The 16258-nt window shown below is 68.1% G+C and carries 14 protein-coding genes; 7 read left to right on the forward strand and 7 right to left on the reverse strand.

Features of this window, described 5'->3' with window-relative positions; all coding sequences use genetic code 11:
- Positions 1–9 precede the first annotated feature (9 nt).
- Together ABFG95_RS18000 and ABFG95_RS18005 are read left to right on the forward strand one after the other, a co-directional pair.
- The gene (locus ABFG95_RS18000) at positions 10–516 is read left to right on the forward strand and encodes a hypothetical protein (RefSeq protein ID WP_049071152.1); all 507 of its coding nucleotides are present in this window, start codon (positions 10–12) and stop codon (positions 514–516) included.
- A gap of 123 nt (positions 517–639) precedes the next feature.
- Complete coding sequence (locus ABFG95_RS18005; protein ID WP_278993074.1) at positions 640–1833, forward strand: MFS transporter; 1194 nt, start codon at positions 640–642, stop codon at positions 1831–1833.
- Positions 1834–1938: 105 nt separating this feature from the next.
- Here the strand turns inward: ABFG95_RS18005 and gltX are convergent, their stop codons facing one another.
- On the reverse strand, positions 1939–3345 hold the full coding sequence (gltX, locus tag ABFG95_RS18010; protein ID WP_054416265.1) for a glutamate--tRNA ligase: 1407 nt from the start codon (positions 3343–3345) through the stop codon (positions 1939–1941).
- A 120-nt stretch (positions 3346–3465) separates the two neighbouring features.
- Between gltX and ABFG95_RS18015 the strand changes: the two genes are divergently transcribed.
- Positions 3466–5907: a GNAT family N-acetyltransferase gene (locus ABFG95_RS18015; protein WP_278993071.1), complete on the forward strand. Its 2442-nt coding sequence runs from the start codon at positions 3466–3468 to the stop codon at positions 5905–5907.
- Between the two features lie 47 nt (positions 5908–5954).
- Here the strand turns inward: ABFG95_RS18015 and ABFG95_RS18020 are convergent, their stop codons facing one another.
- The 6 genes from ABFG95_RS18020 to yjgA form a co-directional block, all read right to left on the reverse strand.
- The gene (locus ABFG95_RS18020) at positions 5955–6647 is read right to left on the reverse strand and encodes an isochorismatase family cysteine hydrolase (protein ID WP_049071161.1); all 693 of its coding nucleotides are present in this window, start codon (positions 6645–6647) and stop codon (positions 5955–5957) included.
- A 9-nt stretch (positions 6648–6656) separates the two neighbouring features.
- On the reverse strand, positions 6657–7493 hold the full coding sequence (locus tag ABFG95_RS18025) for an ABC transporter permease (RefSeq protein WP_049071162.1): 837 nt from the start codon (positions 7491–7493) through the stop codon (positions 6657–6659).
- Between the two features lie 3 nt (positions 7494–7496).
- Positions 7497–8309: an ABC transporter ATP-binding protein gene (locus ABFG95_RS18030; RefSeq protein ID WP_006388630.1), complete on the reverse strand. Its 813-nt coding sequence runs from the start codon at positions 8307–8309 to the stop codon at positions 7497–7499.
- Positions 8309–9316 carry an ABC transporter substrate-binding protein gene (locus ABFG95_RS18035; RefSeq protein ID WP_049071164.1) on the reverse strand — a complete coding sequence of 336 codons (1008 nt, stop codon included), beginning with the start codon at positions 9314–9316 and terminating at the stop codon, positions 8309–8311. Before ABFG95_RS18035 ends, ABFG95_RS18030 begins: the two co-directional genes overlap by 1 nt.
- A gap of 316 nt (positions 9317–9632) precedes the next feature.
- On the reverse strand, positions 9633–10310 hold the full coding sequence (locus ABFG95_RS18040; protein ID WP_348994824.1) for an alpha/beta hydrolase: 678 nt from the start codon (positions 10308–10310) through the stop codon (positions 9633–9635).
- Between the two features lie 15 nt (positions 10311–10325).
- Complete coding sequence (gene yjgA, locus ABFG95_RS18045; protein WP_049071168.1) at positions 10326–10874, reverse strand: ribosome biogenesis factor YjgA; 549 nt, start codon at positions 10872–10874, stop codon at positions 10326–10328.
- 58 nt (positions 10875–10932) lie between these two features.
- Between yjgA and pmbA the strand changes: the two genes are divergently transcribed.
- The 4 genes from pmbA (at position 10933) to ABFG95_RS18065 (ending at position 16258) form a co-directional block, all read left to right on the forward strand.
- A complete protein-coding gene (gene pmbA / locus ABFG95_RS18050) occupies positions 10933–12297 on the forward strand; it encodes a metalloprotease PmbA (protein ID WP_006388634.1) in 1365 nt (454 codons plus the stop codon).
- Positions 12298–12528: 231 nt separating this feature from the next.
- Positions 12529–13716 (forward strand): ABC transporter substrate-binding protein, encoded by a 1188-nt coding sequence (locus tag ABFG95_RS18055; RefSeq protein ID WP_278993066.1) that lies wholly within the window; start codon positions 12529–12531, stop codon positions 13714–13716.
- A 256-nt stretch (positions 13717–13972) separates the two neighbouring features.
- Positions 13973–15127 carry an ABC transporter substrate-binding protein gene (locus ABFG95_RS18060; protein WP_049071171.1) on the forward strand — a complete coding sequence of 385 codons (1155 nt, stop codon included), beginning with the start codon at positions 13973–13975 and terminating at the stop codon, positions 15125–15127.
- Positions 15128–15376: 249 nt separating this feature from the next.
- Positions 15377–16258, forward strand: coding sequence for a branched-chain amino acid ABC transporter permease (locus ABFG95_RS18065; protein WP_006388637.1), 882 nt, complete (start codon positions 15377–15379; stop codon positions 16256–16258).

Raw genomic sequence — 16258 nt, forward strand, 5'->3', positions numbered from 1 at the left:
GAGGAATTCATGAGCAGTGTGTATTTGCGTTCGGCGGGCGTGGCCTGCGCCCTTCTGATCCTGGCCGGCTGCGCCGCCAGGAAACCCGCCTCCATTACCGAGGCCCAGCCGGAAGCGGCGCCCAAGCCGGTGGCATGCGTGCCCGCCAAGAGCGGCGATCCCATGGTCGGCACCTGGTATTCGAATTCCAAGCCGAAAGGCGTCAGCGGCGATTTCCAGGCCCTCACGGTGCTGTATGCCGATGGCCGCATGGCCTATGAAACCCAGCTGAAGATCGGCCGCAAGACGCGTCCGGCGCTGCGCGAGACGGGTTGCTGGAGCGTGGTGGACGGCGTCTACACGATGCAGACCACGCAATCGAACGGCGAGATCGTCGACGCCGCCGATCCGATTTACATCAACCGCTACCGTGTCGAGAAGGTCGAGCAGGCCAAGCTGACGCTGCGCGAGCTCAAGAGCGGCGGCCAGATCGTGACCGCGCGCCGCATGCCGCAGGGCTATCGCCTGCCGTATTGATCCCTGGGGCAGCCGGCGATTCCGCGTTCCGTCGCGCGGACGGAATCCGGGCGCCGGCGTCGCCAAGCGGGCGCGGCTGCGGTAAGGTGCGGACTTCGTCCTTCATTGCGCCGCCGGCCCTCCATGCCCGCCCTGTCATCCGAAGCGCGCGCCATCGCGCTGCTTGCCCTGGCCGCCTTCGTCAGCGCCAGCGCCTTCCGTATCTGTGATCCCATGCTGCCCCAGCTGGCGGCTGAATTCGGCGCCAGCACCGGCCAGGCCGCGCGCGCCGTCACCGCTTTCGCGGTGGCCTACGGCGTGCTGCAGATGTTCTTCGGTCCGGTCGGCGACCGCTACGGCAAATACCGCGTCGTCAGCGTGGCGACGTTCGCCTGCGCACTGGGCAGCGCCGGCGCGTTCCTGGCCGAGACGCTGGACGTGCTGGTGTTCTGCCGCGCCCTGTCGGGGGCGGCGGGCGCCGGCATCGTGCCGCTGTCGATGGCCTGGATCGGCGACACCGTGCCTTACGAGCGTCGCCAGGCGACGCTGGCGCGCTTTCTGACCGGCACCATCCTGGGCATGGCGGCCGGGCAGCTGGCCGGCGGCCTGTTCGCCGATACCCTGGGCTGGCGCTGGGCCTTCGCGGCGCTGGTGGCCGGCTACCTGGTGGTGGGCACGCTGCTGCACCGGGAAGTGCGGCGCCAGCGCGCGCTGGGACTGGGCGTGGTCGATCCGAACGCGCCGCGCCAGGGCTTCGTGGCACAGGCGCGGCTGGTGCTGGGCACGCCATGGGCGCGCGTGGTGCTGGCCACGGTGTTCATCGAGGGCCTGCTGGTGTTCGGCGCTCTGGCGTTCGCGCCGTCCTACCTGCATGAGCGCTTCGACATCTCGCTGACGGCGGCCGGCGCGCTGGTGGCGGTGTACGCGGTGGGCGGGCTGCTCTATACGGTGGTGGCGGGCCGCATCCTCAAACGCCTGGGCGAGCGCGGCCTGGCGGTGGCGGGCGGGCTGGTGCTGGGCGTGGCCTTCCTGTCGTACCTGCTGGGGCCGGTGTGGTTGTGGAGCCTGGTTGCCAGCGTGCTGGCGGGCTTCGGCTACTACCTGCTGCACGCGACCTTGCAGACCAACGCCACCCAGATGGTGCCGTCGGCGCGCGGCACGGCGGTGGCCTGGTTCGCCTCCTGCCTGTTCATGGGCCAGGCGGCGGGCGTGGCGCTGGCCGGCTCGGTGGTGGACGAGGCCGGCGCGGCGGTGCTGTTCGGCGGTTCGGCCGTGTTGCTGCCGCTGCTGGGCGCGTTCTTCTCGTGGGCCTTGAAGGCGCGGCCCAAGGCCGCCTAGGGATGCCTGCCGCCGCGCGGCGCCGGAACGGTAACCGGCCCGTGAGGCGAAAAAAAGCCCCGAACGGCCAGGCCGGTCGGGGCTTTTTCGTGGACGGAAGTCCGATCAGATGGCGGCCAGGCGCTTGATCACGACGTCCTTGCCCAGCAGGGCCAGCACCGCGTCCACCGCGGGCGTCTGGGTCTGGCCGGTGACGGCCACGCGCAGCGGGATCGCCAGTTGCGGCATCTTCAGGCCGCGGTCGGCCAGCACGGCCTTGATCAGCGCCGAGATGGCCTCGCGGGTCCAGTCGGCGCCCTGGGCGCGCTGGGCGAAGTCGGCCAGCGCCTCGCGGGCGGCGGCGGTCAGGTGCTGCTCGACCAGCTCCGGCGCGGCCGGCTTGAACTCGCCGCAGAACAGCATGGCGCCGTCGGCCAGTTGTTCCAGGGTCTCGGCGCGGTCCTTGAGCAGGCCCATCACGCCCGGCAGGTCGATCTTTTCCGGATAGCCGCCGCGATGGGCGACGCGCGGCGCCACGCGTTCGGCCAGTTCGGCGTTGTCCATCTGCTTGATGTAGTGGGCGTTGACCCAGTTCAGCTTCTTCGGGTCCCACTGCGAGGCCGACTTGGACAGGTGGCGGGTGTCGAACCATTCCACCAGCTGGTCGCGGCTGAAGAGTTCGTCGTCGCCGTGGCTCCAGCCCAGGCGCGCCAGGTAGTTGATCATGGCCTCGGGCAGGTAGCCCTCGTTGTCGTACTCCATGACGTTGACCGCGCCGTGGCGCTTGGACAGCTTTTCGCCGTCCGGGCCGAGGATCATGGGCACGTGGCCGTATTCGGGCAGGGTGGCGCCCAGCGCGCGCAGGATGTTGATCTGGCGCGGAGTGTTGTTGACGTGGTCATCGCCGCGCAGCACGTGGGTAATGCCCATGTCCCAGTCGTCCACCACCACGCAGAAGTTGTAGGTGGGGGTGCCGTCCGGGCGCGCGATGATCAGGTCGTCCAGCTCGGTGTTGTCGAAGCTGATGGGGCCCTTGACCATGTCGTTCCAGGCGGTGGCGCCGTCCTGGGGATTCTTGAAGCGCACCACCGGCTTGCGGCCTGCGGGCACCGGCGGCAGGGTCTTGCCGGGCTCGGGGCGCCAGGTACCGTCGTAGCGCGGCTTGTCGCCGCGGGCGCGGGCGGCCTCGCGCATGGCCTCGACTTCCTCGGGCGAGCTGTAGCAGTGGTAGGCGGTGCCGGCGGCCAGCATCTGCGCGACCACTTCACGGTAGCGGTCCATGCGCTGCATCTGGTAGAACGGGCCTTCGTCTGGCTGCATGCCGAGCCAGTCCATGCTGTCCAGGATGGCCTGCACTGCTTCCGGCGTGGAGCGTTCGACGTCCGTGTCTTCGATGCGCAGCACGAAGGTGCCCTTGTGGTGGCGCGCGAAGGCCCAGGAGAACAGCGCGGTGCGGGCGCCGCCCAGATGCAGGAAGCCGGTGGGCGAAGGCGCGAAGCGGGTGCGGATAGGGGAGGAGGCGTTGGAGGTCATAGGTGGCAATGATAGCGGCTGCGGCGCCACGAAGCGGCGGCGGACCGGGCCTGGATCAAGCGGACGTGGGGGTTGTCTTGTTACGATGAACGCTATTTTAGATTAGTGCCTGTTCCCGCCATGCTGCGACACGCTCTTGCCCCGATGTTCGAACCCGGTTCGCTGGTGATCGTCGCCGATCGGCCGCTGCCGGCGGCGACGTCGCTGCCACCCGCGCTCAAGGCGAAAACCACGGTGGTGGCCTGCGACCCTGGCGCCGCGCCCGACCTGCCGGAGACGCTTCTGGGGCTGGCCGCTGGCGAGCGGCCCGATCTGGCCCTGGTTTGCGTTTCGCCGGCCGTGCTGCCCGAGACCCTGCGCCGGCTGTCCCCGCTGGCCCCGCGCTCGGTCATCCTGTTGCCGCACGAGCTGCCCGACCCGTACCCGCGCGGCACGCTGGCGCTGTGCCGCGCCTGGGCCGAGGAAAACCGCTGCGAATTGCTGGGGCCGCGCTCGTTCGGCGCGCAGCGCCCGCATGCGGGCCTGAACCTGAGCCAGCACCCGGTGCTGGCGCGCGCCGGCCGCGTGGCGCTGCTGGCGCAGTCGCGCTCCATCATGGCGGCCGTCATGGACTGGGCCGAGGACGTGCATATCGGTTTTTCCACCGCCGTGTCGCTGGGCGACGAGGCGGTGGTGGGCCTGTCCAAGGTGCTGGACTACCTGGCCAGCGACCCGCGCACCGACAGCATCGTGCTGTACCTGGAAGACGTCGGCCCGGCGCGCGAATTCATGAGCACGCTGCGGGCCGCGGCCAGCGTCAAGCCGGTCATCGTGCTCAAGGCCGGCCGCGCCGACACCGACAGCGCCGACGCCATCTTCGACGCCGCCCTGCGGCGCGCCGGCGCGGTGCGGGTGCGCTACTTCGTGCAGCTGTTTTCGGCGGTCAAGGTGCTGGGCTACACGCGCCGTCCCAAGGGCCGGCGCGTGGCGCTGATCTCCAACGGCAGCGGGCCTCCCCAACTGGCCATGGACCTGATCGGCCCGGACGCCGCGGTGCTGCGGGCCGACCTGGCGCCGGCCACGCAGCGCGCGCTGGCGGCGATGCTGGAGCCGGACGCGGCCAGCGCCAATCCGGTCATCACCTACGTGCCGCTGACGCCGGAACGTATCCGCGCCATTCTCGACGTGGTGCTGGACGACACTGGCGTGGACGGCGTGCTGGTGCTGCTGGCGCCCGACGCGCTGGCCGACATGCCGGCGGTGGCGCGCGAGCTGGCGCAGATCGCGCCCAAGGCCAAGAAACCGGTGGTCACCTGCTTCATGGGCGATGCCGGCATGCGGCCGCTGCGGCGCATGCTGGACGACGCCGGCACCTCGGCGTTCCGCACGCCCGAGTCCGCCGCCGACGCGTTCGGCGTGCTGGCCACGCATCATTACAACCAGCAACTGCTGCTGCAGACCCAGCCGCCCGAGCCGGCCACCCATGTGCCCGACCTGGCCGCCGCGCGCGAAATCCTGGCGCGGGTGCGGGCCGATTGCCGGCGCGAGTTGAATACCGCGGAGATCCGCGCGCTGCTCGCGCTGTTCTACGTGCCGCTGCGCGACATGCCGCTGGACGTGGCGGCGGCCGAGCCCGAGTCGCGCCCCATGGCGATCCGGGTGCGGCGCGATCCGCAGTTCGGGCCGGTCATCCGCTTCGGCGCCGGCGGCCCGGACGCGGTGTTGTCGCAATCGGATCGCGGCATCGACCTGCCGCCGCTCAACGGCTTCCTGGCGCGCCAGATGATCGAGCGCAGCCGGCTGTGGCGCCGGGTGCTGGCGCCGCGCGTCGGCCACCTGGCCGCCGAGGCCTTGCAGCAGGCGCTGGTGCTGGTCTCGGAGATGGTGTCGGAGCTGCCGGACATCGAAACGCTCGACATCGATCCGCTGTATGCCGGCGAGACCCATCTGCGGGCCGGCGGCCTGCGCATGACCCTGGCTGAGAAGCCGGGCTGCGAGACGCCCCAGACCGCCGGCTATCCGCACATGGCGATCCACCCGTACCCGGCGCGCCTGGTGCAGGTGCGCCGTTTCGCCGACGGCATCCCGTGGGTGCTGCGGCCCATCCGCCCCGAGGACGGCCAGCCGCTGCAGGATTTCATCCGTGGCCTGTCGGAACGCTCGCGCTACATGCGATTCGTGTCGATGATGCGCGAGCTGACCCCGCGCATGGTGTCGCGCTACACCCAGGTGGACTACCACCGCGAGCTGGCGCTGGTGGCCGCCACCCAGGTGCCCAACCCGGCCAACCGCGGCCATCCGCACGAAGTGCTGGTGGGGTTTGCGCACTACCTGCGCAACCCTGACGGGCGCGGCGCGGAATACGCGCTGGTGATCGGCGACGACTGGCAGCGGCGCGGCCTGGGCCGCCAGCTGATGACCGCGCTGATCGACGCGGCGCGCGAGCAGGGGCTGGAATACATCGACGGCCTGGTGCTGTCGACCAACCGGCCGATGCTGTCGCTGATGACCAGCCTGGGCTTCACCAACGATCCGGATCCGGAAGACCCGACCATGCGGCGGGTCTGGCTCAACCTGCGCTGAGCGCCGCGGTCGGCGCGTGCCCGCGCCCGGCCGCGGCCATGCCGGCTTCAGGCCGTCTTGCGCGCGGCCTGCGCCGGCCGCAGCCGCGTCGCCACCTCGTCCACCGACAGCACGTCGCCGAAGAACAGCAGCCAGCCGTGCAGGGCGTTTTCGTGTTCGGCCGGCGTCACCGCGGCCAGCGCGTCGTCCACCATGATGGTGCGGAAGTCGCGCATCATGGCGTCGCGCGCCGTCGATTCGCAACAGACGTTGGTGACCGTGCCGGCGATCAGCAGCGTGTCCACGCCGCGTCCGCGCAGCAGCGGCTCCAGTTCCGACGAGCCCGTGGCCATGGCGCTGTAGAAGCGCTTGGTCACGCGCAGGTCGCTGTCGGCCGGCCGCAGGTCCGGATGCAGGGCGAAACCCGGCGCATCGCGGCGCAGGGTTTCCAGGCGCCGCGCGCTGCGCTCGGGCGTCAGCATCACGCCATGGTGGTGCGACCAGAAGGCGTCGGCGTTGTCGGAGGCGGTCTGCACCCAGACCACCGTGCCGCCGGCCGCGCGCACCGCGTCGCACAGGCGGTTGACCGGCGCGATGATGTCGCGCGCCGCCGCGCATTCGCCCTGGTAGCCGGGCAGCGTGAAGTACTGCTGCATGTCGATCACCACCACCGCGGTGCGGGCGCCGGGCAGGCTGTCGTAGGGATGCAGGCAGCCCTGGCGGGCGATGACGCGGTCCTGCACCCATTGCGGAATCTGCATGGCGGCTCCTTATCCGTAACGCCGCGCCACGGCGGCTTCGATGCGGTACACCACCAGGTACATGACGCTGGAGATCAGCGCCAGCATGGCGATGGCGGTCATGACGATGTTCAGCTTGAAGACCTGGCTGCCGTTCATGATGAGAAAGCCCAGGCCCGAGTCGGCCGACTGGAATTCGCCGACGATGACGCCCACCAGCGCCAGGCCGATGTTCATCTTCACCGCGGCGATCAGGGTCGGCACGCTGCCGGGCAGCACCACCTTGGTCAGCACCTGCCAGCGGCTGGCGCCGAAGGTGCGGGCCAGCTTGACCTTGTTCAGGTCGATGGCGCGAAAGCCGGCGTACACCACCATGATGGTCACGAACACCGCGATCGCCACGGCCATGCCGTAGACGGCGTAGTCCGACCCCAGCCACAGGTAGAAGATCGGCACGAAGGCGATCTTGGGCATGGCGTTGGCCACCACCAGGAACGGATCGAGCACCTTGTAGAGGAAGTCCGACCACCACAGCGCGGCGGCGACGATGATGCCGATCACCATGCTGAGCGTGAAGCCGACCAGCGTGGCCGACAGCGTGGTGGCGATGTGGTGGGCCAGGTTGCCCTGGTTCCACAGCTCCAGGAAGGTCGGCCACAGCGCGCTCGGATAGCTGGTCAGCAGCGGGTTCAGGATGTGCATGCGCGGCAGGATCTCCCAGGCGCACAGGAACACCACCAGCAGCAGCGCCTGGGCGATGCGGATGTTGCGGCGGCGGGCGCGGTCGCGCCGCAGGTAGTCCAGGTACTTCTGGCTGGGCGCGGGCACGGCGCGCAGCGGCACGGTGTTGGCAATCGGTGCGTTCACGGCTCAACCCTCCACATGGACGTCCAGCTCGTCCCAGAGCTGCTTGAAGTAGGCATTGAATTCCGGCCGCGAGCGGGCCTGGAACGGCGTGGGGCGCGCGCCGTCGCCATAATGGATGCGGTACTGGCTCTTGAGCCGGCCGGGCCGGCGCGACAGCACGATGACGCGATCGGTCATGGCGATGGCCTCGCCGATATCGTGGGTCACCAGCACCACCGTCTTGCCTTCGCGCCGCAGGATGTCGACGACCTCGTCGGAGATCGCCAGCCGGGTCTGCGAATCCAGCGCCGAGAACGGTTCATCCAGCAGGATCACGTCGGGCTCGGTGACCAGCGTGCGCGCCAGCGCCGCGCGCTGGCGCATGCCGCCCGACAACTGGCGCGGGGTGTGCGACAGGAACGCGCCCAGTCCGCACTTTTCCAGCAGGTGCACGGCCCGCGCCTCGCTGCGCGCATCGCGCCGGCCCTGGATCTCGGCGCCCAGCATGACATTGTCGAGAATGGTGCGCCACTCGAAAAGATAGTCCTGCTGCAGCATGTAGCCGATGCGCGGGTTGGGTTCGGTGACCGCCTGGCCGTCGATCATCACCGTGCCCGAGGTTGGCGCGTGCAGGCCGGCGATCAGCGACAGCAGCGTGCTCTTGCCGCAGCCGCTCTGGCCGATCAGGCTGACGAATTCGCCCGGCGCCAGCGCGAACGACACCTGGGACAGCGCTTCGGTCTCGCCCTCCGGCGTGAAATAGCTCAGGCAGACATCGCGCAGTTCGATCTTGGCGGTGGCCGGGTCCGGCTTGAGGTTGTGGACGACGGCGCTCATCACGGCACCTTCCTGGCGAAGTCCGCCACCACCACGTCTTCGTATTTGACGCGGGCGCTATCCTTCATGACCGCGCTGGCGATCAGCATGTCCTGCAGCTGGCTCATGGCCTCGGCCGTCACCAGCGGCGTGGTCTTCCAGATCTGGTACTGCTTGTAGCGCTCGATGGCGTCGGTCACCGCGGCCGCGTCCATGCCGGGGAAATAGGTCATGATCTGCGGCGCCAGCGTGGCCGCCGGCGTGTCCTTGACGTATTTCTCGGCGCGCGCCACCACGTTGGTCCAGGCCTGGATCACCTTGGGGTTGTCGCGGATGTACTTGTCGGTGGCGGTGAAGACCGTGTAGTCCACCTGGCCGACCTCATGGCCGACCGAGGCCACGATGTAGCCCTTGCCGTTGCGCACCAGTTCGCCGGCCTCGGGTTCCAGGAAGATGCCGTACTCGCCCTGGCCGGCCATCCAGGCGCCGGCGCGCGCGGGGATGCCGATGTTGTTGAGCAGCTTGACGTCCTTCTGCGGGTCCAGGCCGTGCTTGCGCAGCGCGGTCTCCAGGAACACGATGGGGTTCGACCCGGGCCGGAAGCCGATCACCTCCTTGCCCTTGAGCATGCTCCAGTCGAATTTCTCGACCGGCTTGCGCGCCAGCAGGAAGAAGCCGTCGGTGGCGGTCAGGCCGGCGAAGATCTTCGGCTTGACCGGCGATTCGCTGTTCTGCACGTAGATCGAGGCTTCGGGACCGATCAGCACGATGTCGGCGCTGCCCGAGAGCAGGGCGGTCATGCCCTTGTCGGTGCCCTGCGAGGTCTTCATGGACACGTCCAGCCCGGCGTCCTTGAAATAGCCCTGCGACAGGGCGACGTACTTGGGCACGTAGAGGATGGAGCGGACCACCTCTTCGTAGCGTACCTTTACCGGGGGATTGAGGGCTTCGCCGTGGCTGGCGAAAGGGGCGAGGACGGCGGCAAGCAGCGCCGCCGCCGCCAGGCGAGGCAATGGCAAGGGCTTCACGGGACTTTCTCCTGCGTCTATATGCCTCGCCGAAACCCGGCGCGGCACGGCCAATGGGATGGATCGACTGCAACAACAGGGAAGCCCGAGGCGATTGCGATCGGGCCAATACGGCTTGGATTGAATACTATATTCAACAATCGCGAGCGACAAGCGTTTTGGTATTGGCGTTTTTCTCTATGGACGAGCGAAGTGGTGCCCCGGAAAATTCGGGGCTGGAATACCACTTGGTATACAAAGCAGGGAATCCCCGTGCGAACGGCCCGGCGAATCCGGGCCTCGGGGGAAGGCGGCGGCGCGGCGCGCGCCGCCCGCGTTACACCAGCACCTGGTTCAGAAAGCGCGAGATGTCCGCCACTTCCTCGGCGCAGACCGAGTGCGGCATGGGGTAGGTGTGCCAGCGCACGTCGTAGCCCAGGCGCTCCAGCTCGGCCCGCGAGGCCTCGGCGCGCGGCAGCGATACCACCGGGTCATACAGGCCGTGGGCCAGGAAGATCGGGGTGCGCTGGTTGGCCGGGGCGCGCTCGGCCTCGGCGCTGTCCAGCAGCGGCAGGTAGCCCGACAGGCCCATCATGCCGGCCAGCTTGTCCTGCAGCCGCAGGCCCGTGTGCAGCGTCATGGCGCAGCCCTGCGAGAAGCCCGCCAGCACGATGTTCGAGGTCGGGACGCCGCGGGCGTTCTCGCGCGCGATCAGCTTGTGGATCGCGGCTTCCGAGGCGCGGATGCCCTTGGCGTCTTCCACCCGCACCAGGTCCATCACCAGGATGTCGTACCAGGAGCGCATCGCCATGCCATTGTTGATGGTGACGCGCTGCACCGGCGCATTGGGGAAGACGAAGCGCACGCCCAGGCCGGCCGGCAGGTCCAGCTCCGGCACGAGGGGCGCGAAGTCGTTGCCGTCGGCGCCCAGGCCGTGCAGCCAGATCACGGCGTGCGTGGGATTGGAGGCGGTTTCGATCTCGATGCAATCGAGCAGGTCGGTGGGGGCGTTCATGGACGGCGGGCGCAATCAGTGGGTGAGGGTCTTGAGGGCCTGGAACAGGGCGCGATAGTGCTTCTTCTGCGGTTCCTGGCCTTGCAGCAGCACGGCGTTGGCTGCCTTTTCCTTGCGGGCGGCGCGGATCACCGCGCGTAGCTGCTGCACATCCGCCTGCGGATTGTCGTTCAGCAGCTTGGTCAGGGCGTCGTCGTCGTCGAGCAGCCGGTCGCGCAGGGTTTCCAGGCGGTGCATGGCCGCGGTTTCCTCGCGCGAGCCGTTTTCCCACACGTCGAGCTGGGCGCGGATCTCGTCGGCGGGGGCGTCGCGCATCAGCTTGCCCACGAAGTGGGTCTGGCGGCGCCGGCCTTCGCGGCTGGTGGTGCGCTGCGCCTCGCGGATCGCTTCGTAGAGGCGTTCGGCCAGGGGCAACTGCTTGAGGCGTTCGGGGGACAGTTCGATCAGCTGCTTGCCCAGATCCAGCAGCGCGTGCATGTCGCGCTTGACCTGGGACTTGCTGGGACGATCGTAGCCGTTCTCGTCGTAGCCGTCGGTGGATTCTTCTTCGATGTGGGAATTCATGGAAAACTGCGCAATGACAGACTTGGCTATGATAACCGTCTCTGCAAATTGGACAGCAATGGTCAAATCCTCCTCCTCCTTGCCGCTGGCGGCCAATCACGCGCGTTTTTCCGAACTCGTCGAGCAAACCCTGGCCTACGCGCGCCAGATCGGCGCCTCGGACGCCGCGGCCGAAGTCTCCGAAAGCCTGGGCCTGTCGGTGTCGGTGCGCAAGAACGACATCGAGACCGTCGAACAGACCCGTGACCGCTCGCTCGACCTGACGGTCTACGCCGGCCAGAGCCGCGGCTCCGCCTCGACTTCCGACTTCTCCGAAGCCGCGCTGCGCCAGACGGTCGAAGCCGCCTGGCACATCGCCCGCCACACCGCCGCCGATCCGGCCGCCGGCCTGCCCGACGCCGACCAGCTGGCCACCGAATTCCCCGACCTCGACCTGCATCGCGCCTGGACGGTTTCCACCGAGGAGGCCGCCGAGCTGGCCCTGCGCGCCGAGCGCGCCGCGCGCGAGGTCGATGCCCGCATCACCAACACCGATGGCGCCACGGTCGGCACTTACGAAGGCCAGTTCGTCATGGGCAACACCCGTGGCTTCCTGGGCGGCTACCCGTATTCGCGCCACAGCCTGTCGGTGGCGCCCATCGCCGGGCGCGGCAACGGCATGCAGCGCGATTACTGGTACACCTCCGAGCGCGATCCGGCCAAGCTGGCCACGCCCGAGGCCGTCGGCCGCTATGCCGCCGAGCGCACGCTGTCGCGCCTGTCGGCGCGCCGCATCCGCACCGGCAAGTTCCCGGTCCTGTTCGAGGCGCCGCTGGCGCTCGGCCTGGTCGGCGCCCTGACGCAGGCGGCCAATGGCGGCGCGCTGTACCGCAAGGCCAGCTTCCTGCTCGACGCCCTGGGCAAGCCGATCTTCCCGGAACACATCAACCTGACCGAAGACCCGCACATCCGCGGCGCCATGGGCAGCTCGCCGTTCGACGACGAAGGCGTGCGCACCCGCAAGCGCAACGTGGTGTCGGCCGGCGTGCTGGAAGGCTACTTCCTGTCCTCCTACACCGCGCGCAAGCTCGGCATGCAGACCACCGGCAACGCGGGCGGCTCGCACAACTTGGTCTTCAGCTCCACGCTGACGCGCCGCGGCGACGATTTCGAGGCGATGCTCAAGAAGATGGGCACGGGCTTCCTGGTCACCGAGCTGATCGGCCAGGGCGTGAACTACGTCACCGGCGACTACTCGCGCGGCGCGTTCGGCTATTGGGTCGAGAACGGCCAGATCCAGCACGCGGTGCAGGAAGTCACCATCGCCGGCAACCTGTCGGACATGTTCCGCCAGATCGTCGCGGTGGGCGCGGACACCATCTCGCGCGGCACCAAGACCACCGGCTCGATCCTGATCGAGCAGATGGCGATCGCGGGCACCTGATCCCGGGTGCGAGCGCGACCTGCGCCCGCCTGCGCGGGGCCTGCGGGCCTCGACAGGCGGGCGTTGTCGTTTTCGCCTCGCGGCCACGCCGCCGCCGTGGTGCGGACATGGCCGGGCCGCCCTTTGCAATCCTTGACCGCTCGGGAATTCCTCTAGCCGTCAGCGGCGATGGCAACGTGTAATATCCGGCGGGTATTGCTCAAACTGGTATCGCTGTAGAGGAGCAAAGAGATGCAACGACGTTCATTCTTGAAGCAGGCCGGCCTGGGCGCCATGGCGGCGGGGGCGGCGGTCAGCGCTCCCGCCCTGGCGCAGGATTCCCCTTCGATCAGTTGGCGCCTGGCGTCGGGCTTCCCGGCCGCGCTGGACCTGCGTGTCGGCGCTGGCGAGATTTTCCGCAAGTTCGTCTCCGAGGCCACTGGCGGCAAGTTCAGCATCAAGCAGGTGGACGGCGGCGAGGTCGCGCCCGCGCTGGAACTGATGGACGCGGTCGGCGCCGCCAAGGTCGAATGCGCCCACGTGTCATCGGCCATCTACTTCGCCAGGAATCCCGCCTTCTGCTTCGACGCGGCCGTGCCGTTCGGCCTGGACGCCGCGCTGATGGACGCCTGGATGCTCGAGGGTGATGGCCTGCGCCTGACCCGCGAACTGTTCAAGGCGCAGAAGATCGTCAATTTCCCGCTGGGCAATACCGGCCCGCAGATGGGGCTGTGGTCCAACCGCGAAATCAAGCGCGCCACTGACTTGAAAGACCTGAAGATGCGCGTCGACGGCCTCGCGGCGCAGGTGCTGGCGCGTCTTGGCGTCGTGCCGCAGGATGTCGCGGCGGCCAAGGACGCCAAGAATGCCGGGGCTGCCAAGGATGCCGGGGCCGCCAAGGACGCCGGAACCTCCAAGGATGCCGCGGCCGCGAATGATGCCAAACCCGGCGAGGGCGCGGCAAAGTCCGGTCCGGACGCGGTGGCCGGCGCGGGCGCCTACGACGACGGCAAGCTGGGCCTGAACAAGACCGCGAAGTTCTATTACGGTCCGAGCTGGTGGGCCGCCAGTGAGCAGTTGTCCCTCTATATCAATGAGGAAGCCTGGGCCAAGCTGCCCAAGCATTACCAGGCTGTGCTCGAGGCCGCCGCCCTGGCCGCGCATACGCGCACCACGGCGGCCTATGCGGCCCGCAATCCGGCCGCGCTGGCCCAGTTGGTCGCGGCCGGCGCCCAGGTGCGCGCCTTGCCGCGCTCGGTCATGGACGCCGCCTTCGAAGCCACCCAGCAGGTCTATAAGGAATTGGGCGAGAAGGACCCGAAATTCAAGGCGATCCACGACAACTACATGGGTTTTCGCGACAACGCGATGCCCTGGTTCCGCTTGACCGAGGGTGCCTACGACCAGTACCTGGGCGTGGCGCTGTCCGCCCGCAGTTGAGCAGGCTCCGGATGCCGAATGGCATTCGGCAGGAGGTGGGGTTTTCGCTGATAACCCCGTGTTTTTTACAAAAAAATGGGCGGTTTTGCTCCTTTTGTTGAACGGCATTCGAGTTTCGGCCTGATACAAAGGAGTAATATCCCGGGTCTTGACGCGCAAACGTGACGCCTTCAGGCGCCATTGGACGTCAATCCGGCGGGAACATCCCGGCCTGGATAACCAACATTCCGAGACAGACTTTAAGGTGGTATCAACCATGCAATCCAAGACCAAGAAGCTGCTGGCCGCGCTGATCGCCGCCGGCATCGTCCCGGCTGCCCATGCGGCCGACCTCAAGCTGGGCGTGGCTGAAGCCCTGTCCGGCGGCGCCGCCCAGTACGGCGCGTCGATCCGCAACGGCTTCCAGCTGGCGGCCGACGAGATCAACGCCGCGGGCGGGATCAATGGCAACAAGATCGTGCTGGTGGTCGAGGACGAGCAAGGCAAGAAAGAAGAAGCCATCAACGTCTTCAAGAAGCTGATCTTCAAGGACAACGTCCTGATGGTGTTCGGCCCGACGCTGTCGAACTCGGCCCAGGCCGCCGACCCGATCGCCCAGGCCGCCAAGACGGTCGCCTTCGGCACCTCCAACACCGCCGACGGCATCACCTCCATCGGCAACTACGTGTTCCGCAACTCGGTCACCGAAGCCGACGTGCTGCCCGCCACCATCTCCACCGTCAAGGCCAAGACCGGCCTGAAGAACGTGGCCGTGCTGTACGGCAACGACGACGTCTTCACCAAGAGCGGCTACGACAACTTCAAGAAGGCCCTGGAAGACCAGAAGATCCCGGTCACCACGACCGAAACGTTCGCCAAGGGCGACGTCGACTTCAAGGCCCAGCTGACCAAGATCAAGGGCACCAACCCCGACGCCATCGTGCTGTCGGCGCTGCTGGCCGAAGGCGCCCCGATCATGGTGCAGGCCCGCCAGCTGGGCATCAACGTGCCCGTCATCGGCGGCAACGGCATGAACTCGGTCAAGATCTTCGACCTGGCCCCCGGCGGCGCGTCGAACAACCTGTGGATCGGCAGCCCGTGGTCGATCGAGAACAAGGCCCCCGAGAACGTCAAGTTCATCGACGCCTACAAGGCCAAGTTCAACGGCGCGCCCGACCAGTTCGCCGCGCAGTCGTACGACGCCATGTACATCGTCGCCCAGGCCCTGAAGAACACCAAGATCACCGGCGAACTGGCCAAGGATCGCGCCGCCCTGCGTGACGCGCTGCCCTCGGTGCAATGGACCGGCGCCACCGGCGCCTTCAAGTTCCGCCAGGCCACCGACCGCGCCGGCAAGCCCGCCGGCTACGACGCCGACCAGGCGCCGATCGTCAGCGTGACCAAGGACGGCAAGTACGTCATCGAGAAGTAAGCAATCCGCATCCCCGCGCGGGGGGATGCGCCTTGCGGACCGCGGCTGGCCGCGGTCCGCAAGGCGCTTTTTATCGTAGGACTCCCCAGGAATAGAACGGCTCTCTCAGGGCGGCAGGTCCACGCAATGCGCGGCGTGGAAGGCCTTACACAGGCCTGCCCCGGGTCCCGAAGCCGAGCCTGGCGAGCGGCAAGTCCACGCAGGGGGCGCGGCGTGGGGGCTCTTTTTTGATTTGGAATATGTCCCATCATGTTGGAACAACAATTCGTTAACGCCTTGTCGCTGGGCTGTGTGTACGCACTGTTCGCGCTGGGCTTCACGCTGGTATTCGGCGTGCTCGGGGTGATCAACCTCGCGCATGGCGCCGTCTTCATGGTGGGGGCCTACGCGGCGCTCTCCGTGGTGCAGCATTTCGGGCTGCCCCTGTGGGCGGCGCTGATGGTGGCATTTTTCGTCGCCGGGTTCACCGGGGTCATCATCGACTACCTGGTGCTCAAGCCGCTGCGCAAGCGCAATGCGCCCCACCTGATCCCCATGATCGCCACGATCGGCGTGGGCATCATCCTGAACAACGGCGCGCAAGGCATCTTCGGCGCCAGCAACCTGCGCTTCCCGCACGGCACCGTGCCCGAGGAAGTCATCGAGATCGCCGGCCTGCACCTGACCGTGATCGAACTGGGCATCATCTTCCTGTCGTTCGCGCTGATGGCCCTGCTGATGTTCGTGATGCGTCGCACGCAGTTCGGCCGCGCCCTGCGCGCCATTGCCGAATCGCCCAAGGCCGCCTGGCTGCTGGGCATCAACGTCGAAAAGCTCTTCATCACCACCTCGTTCGCCGCCGCCGCTTTGGGCGGTGTCGCGGGCGTGCTGATCGGCCTGTACTCGAACGCGCTGTTCCCGCTGATGGGCCAGCCGATGCTGCACAAGGGCATCGCGGTCATCATCCTGGGCGGCATGGGCGACATTCGTGGCGCCATGCTGGGCGGGCTGTTCCTGGGCTTCGCGGAAGTGCTGTCGGTGGCCTACATCGGCTCCACCATGCGCGACGCGGTGGCATTCGGCCTGCTGTTCCTGATCCTGCTGGTGCGCCCGCAAGGTCTGTTCGGCAAAGTGGTTCAACGCAAGGCTTGA

This window comes from Achromobacter sp. HNDS-1, assembly GCF_040084795.1.
Lineage (GTDB): Bacteria > Pseudomonadota > Gammaproteobacteria > Burkholderiales > Burkholderiaceae_B > Achromobacter > Achromobacter ruhlandii.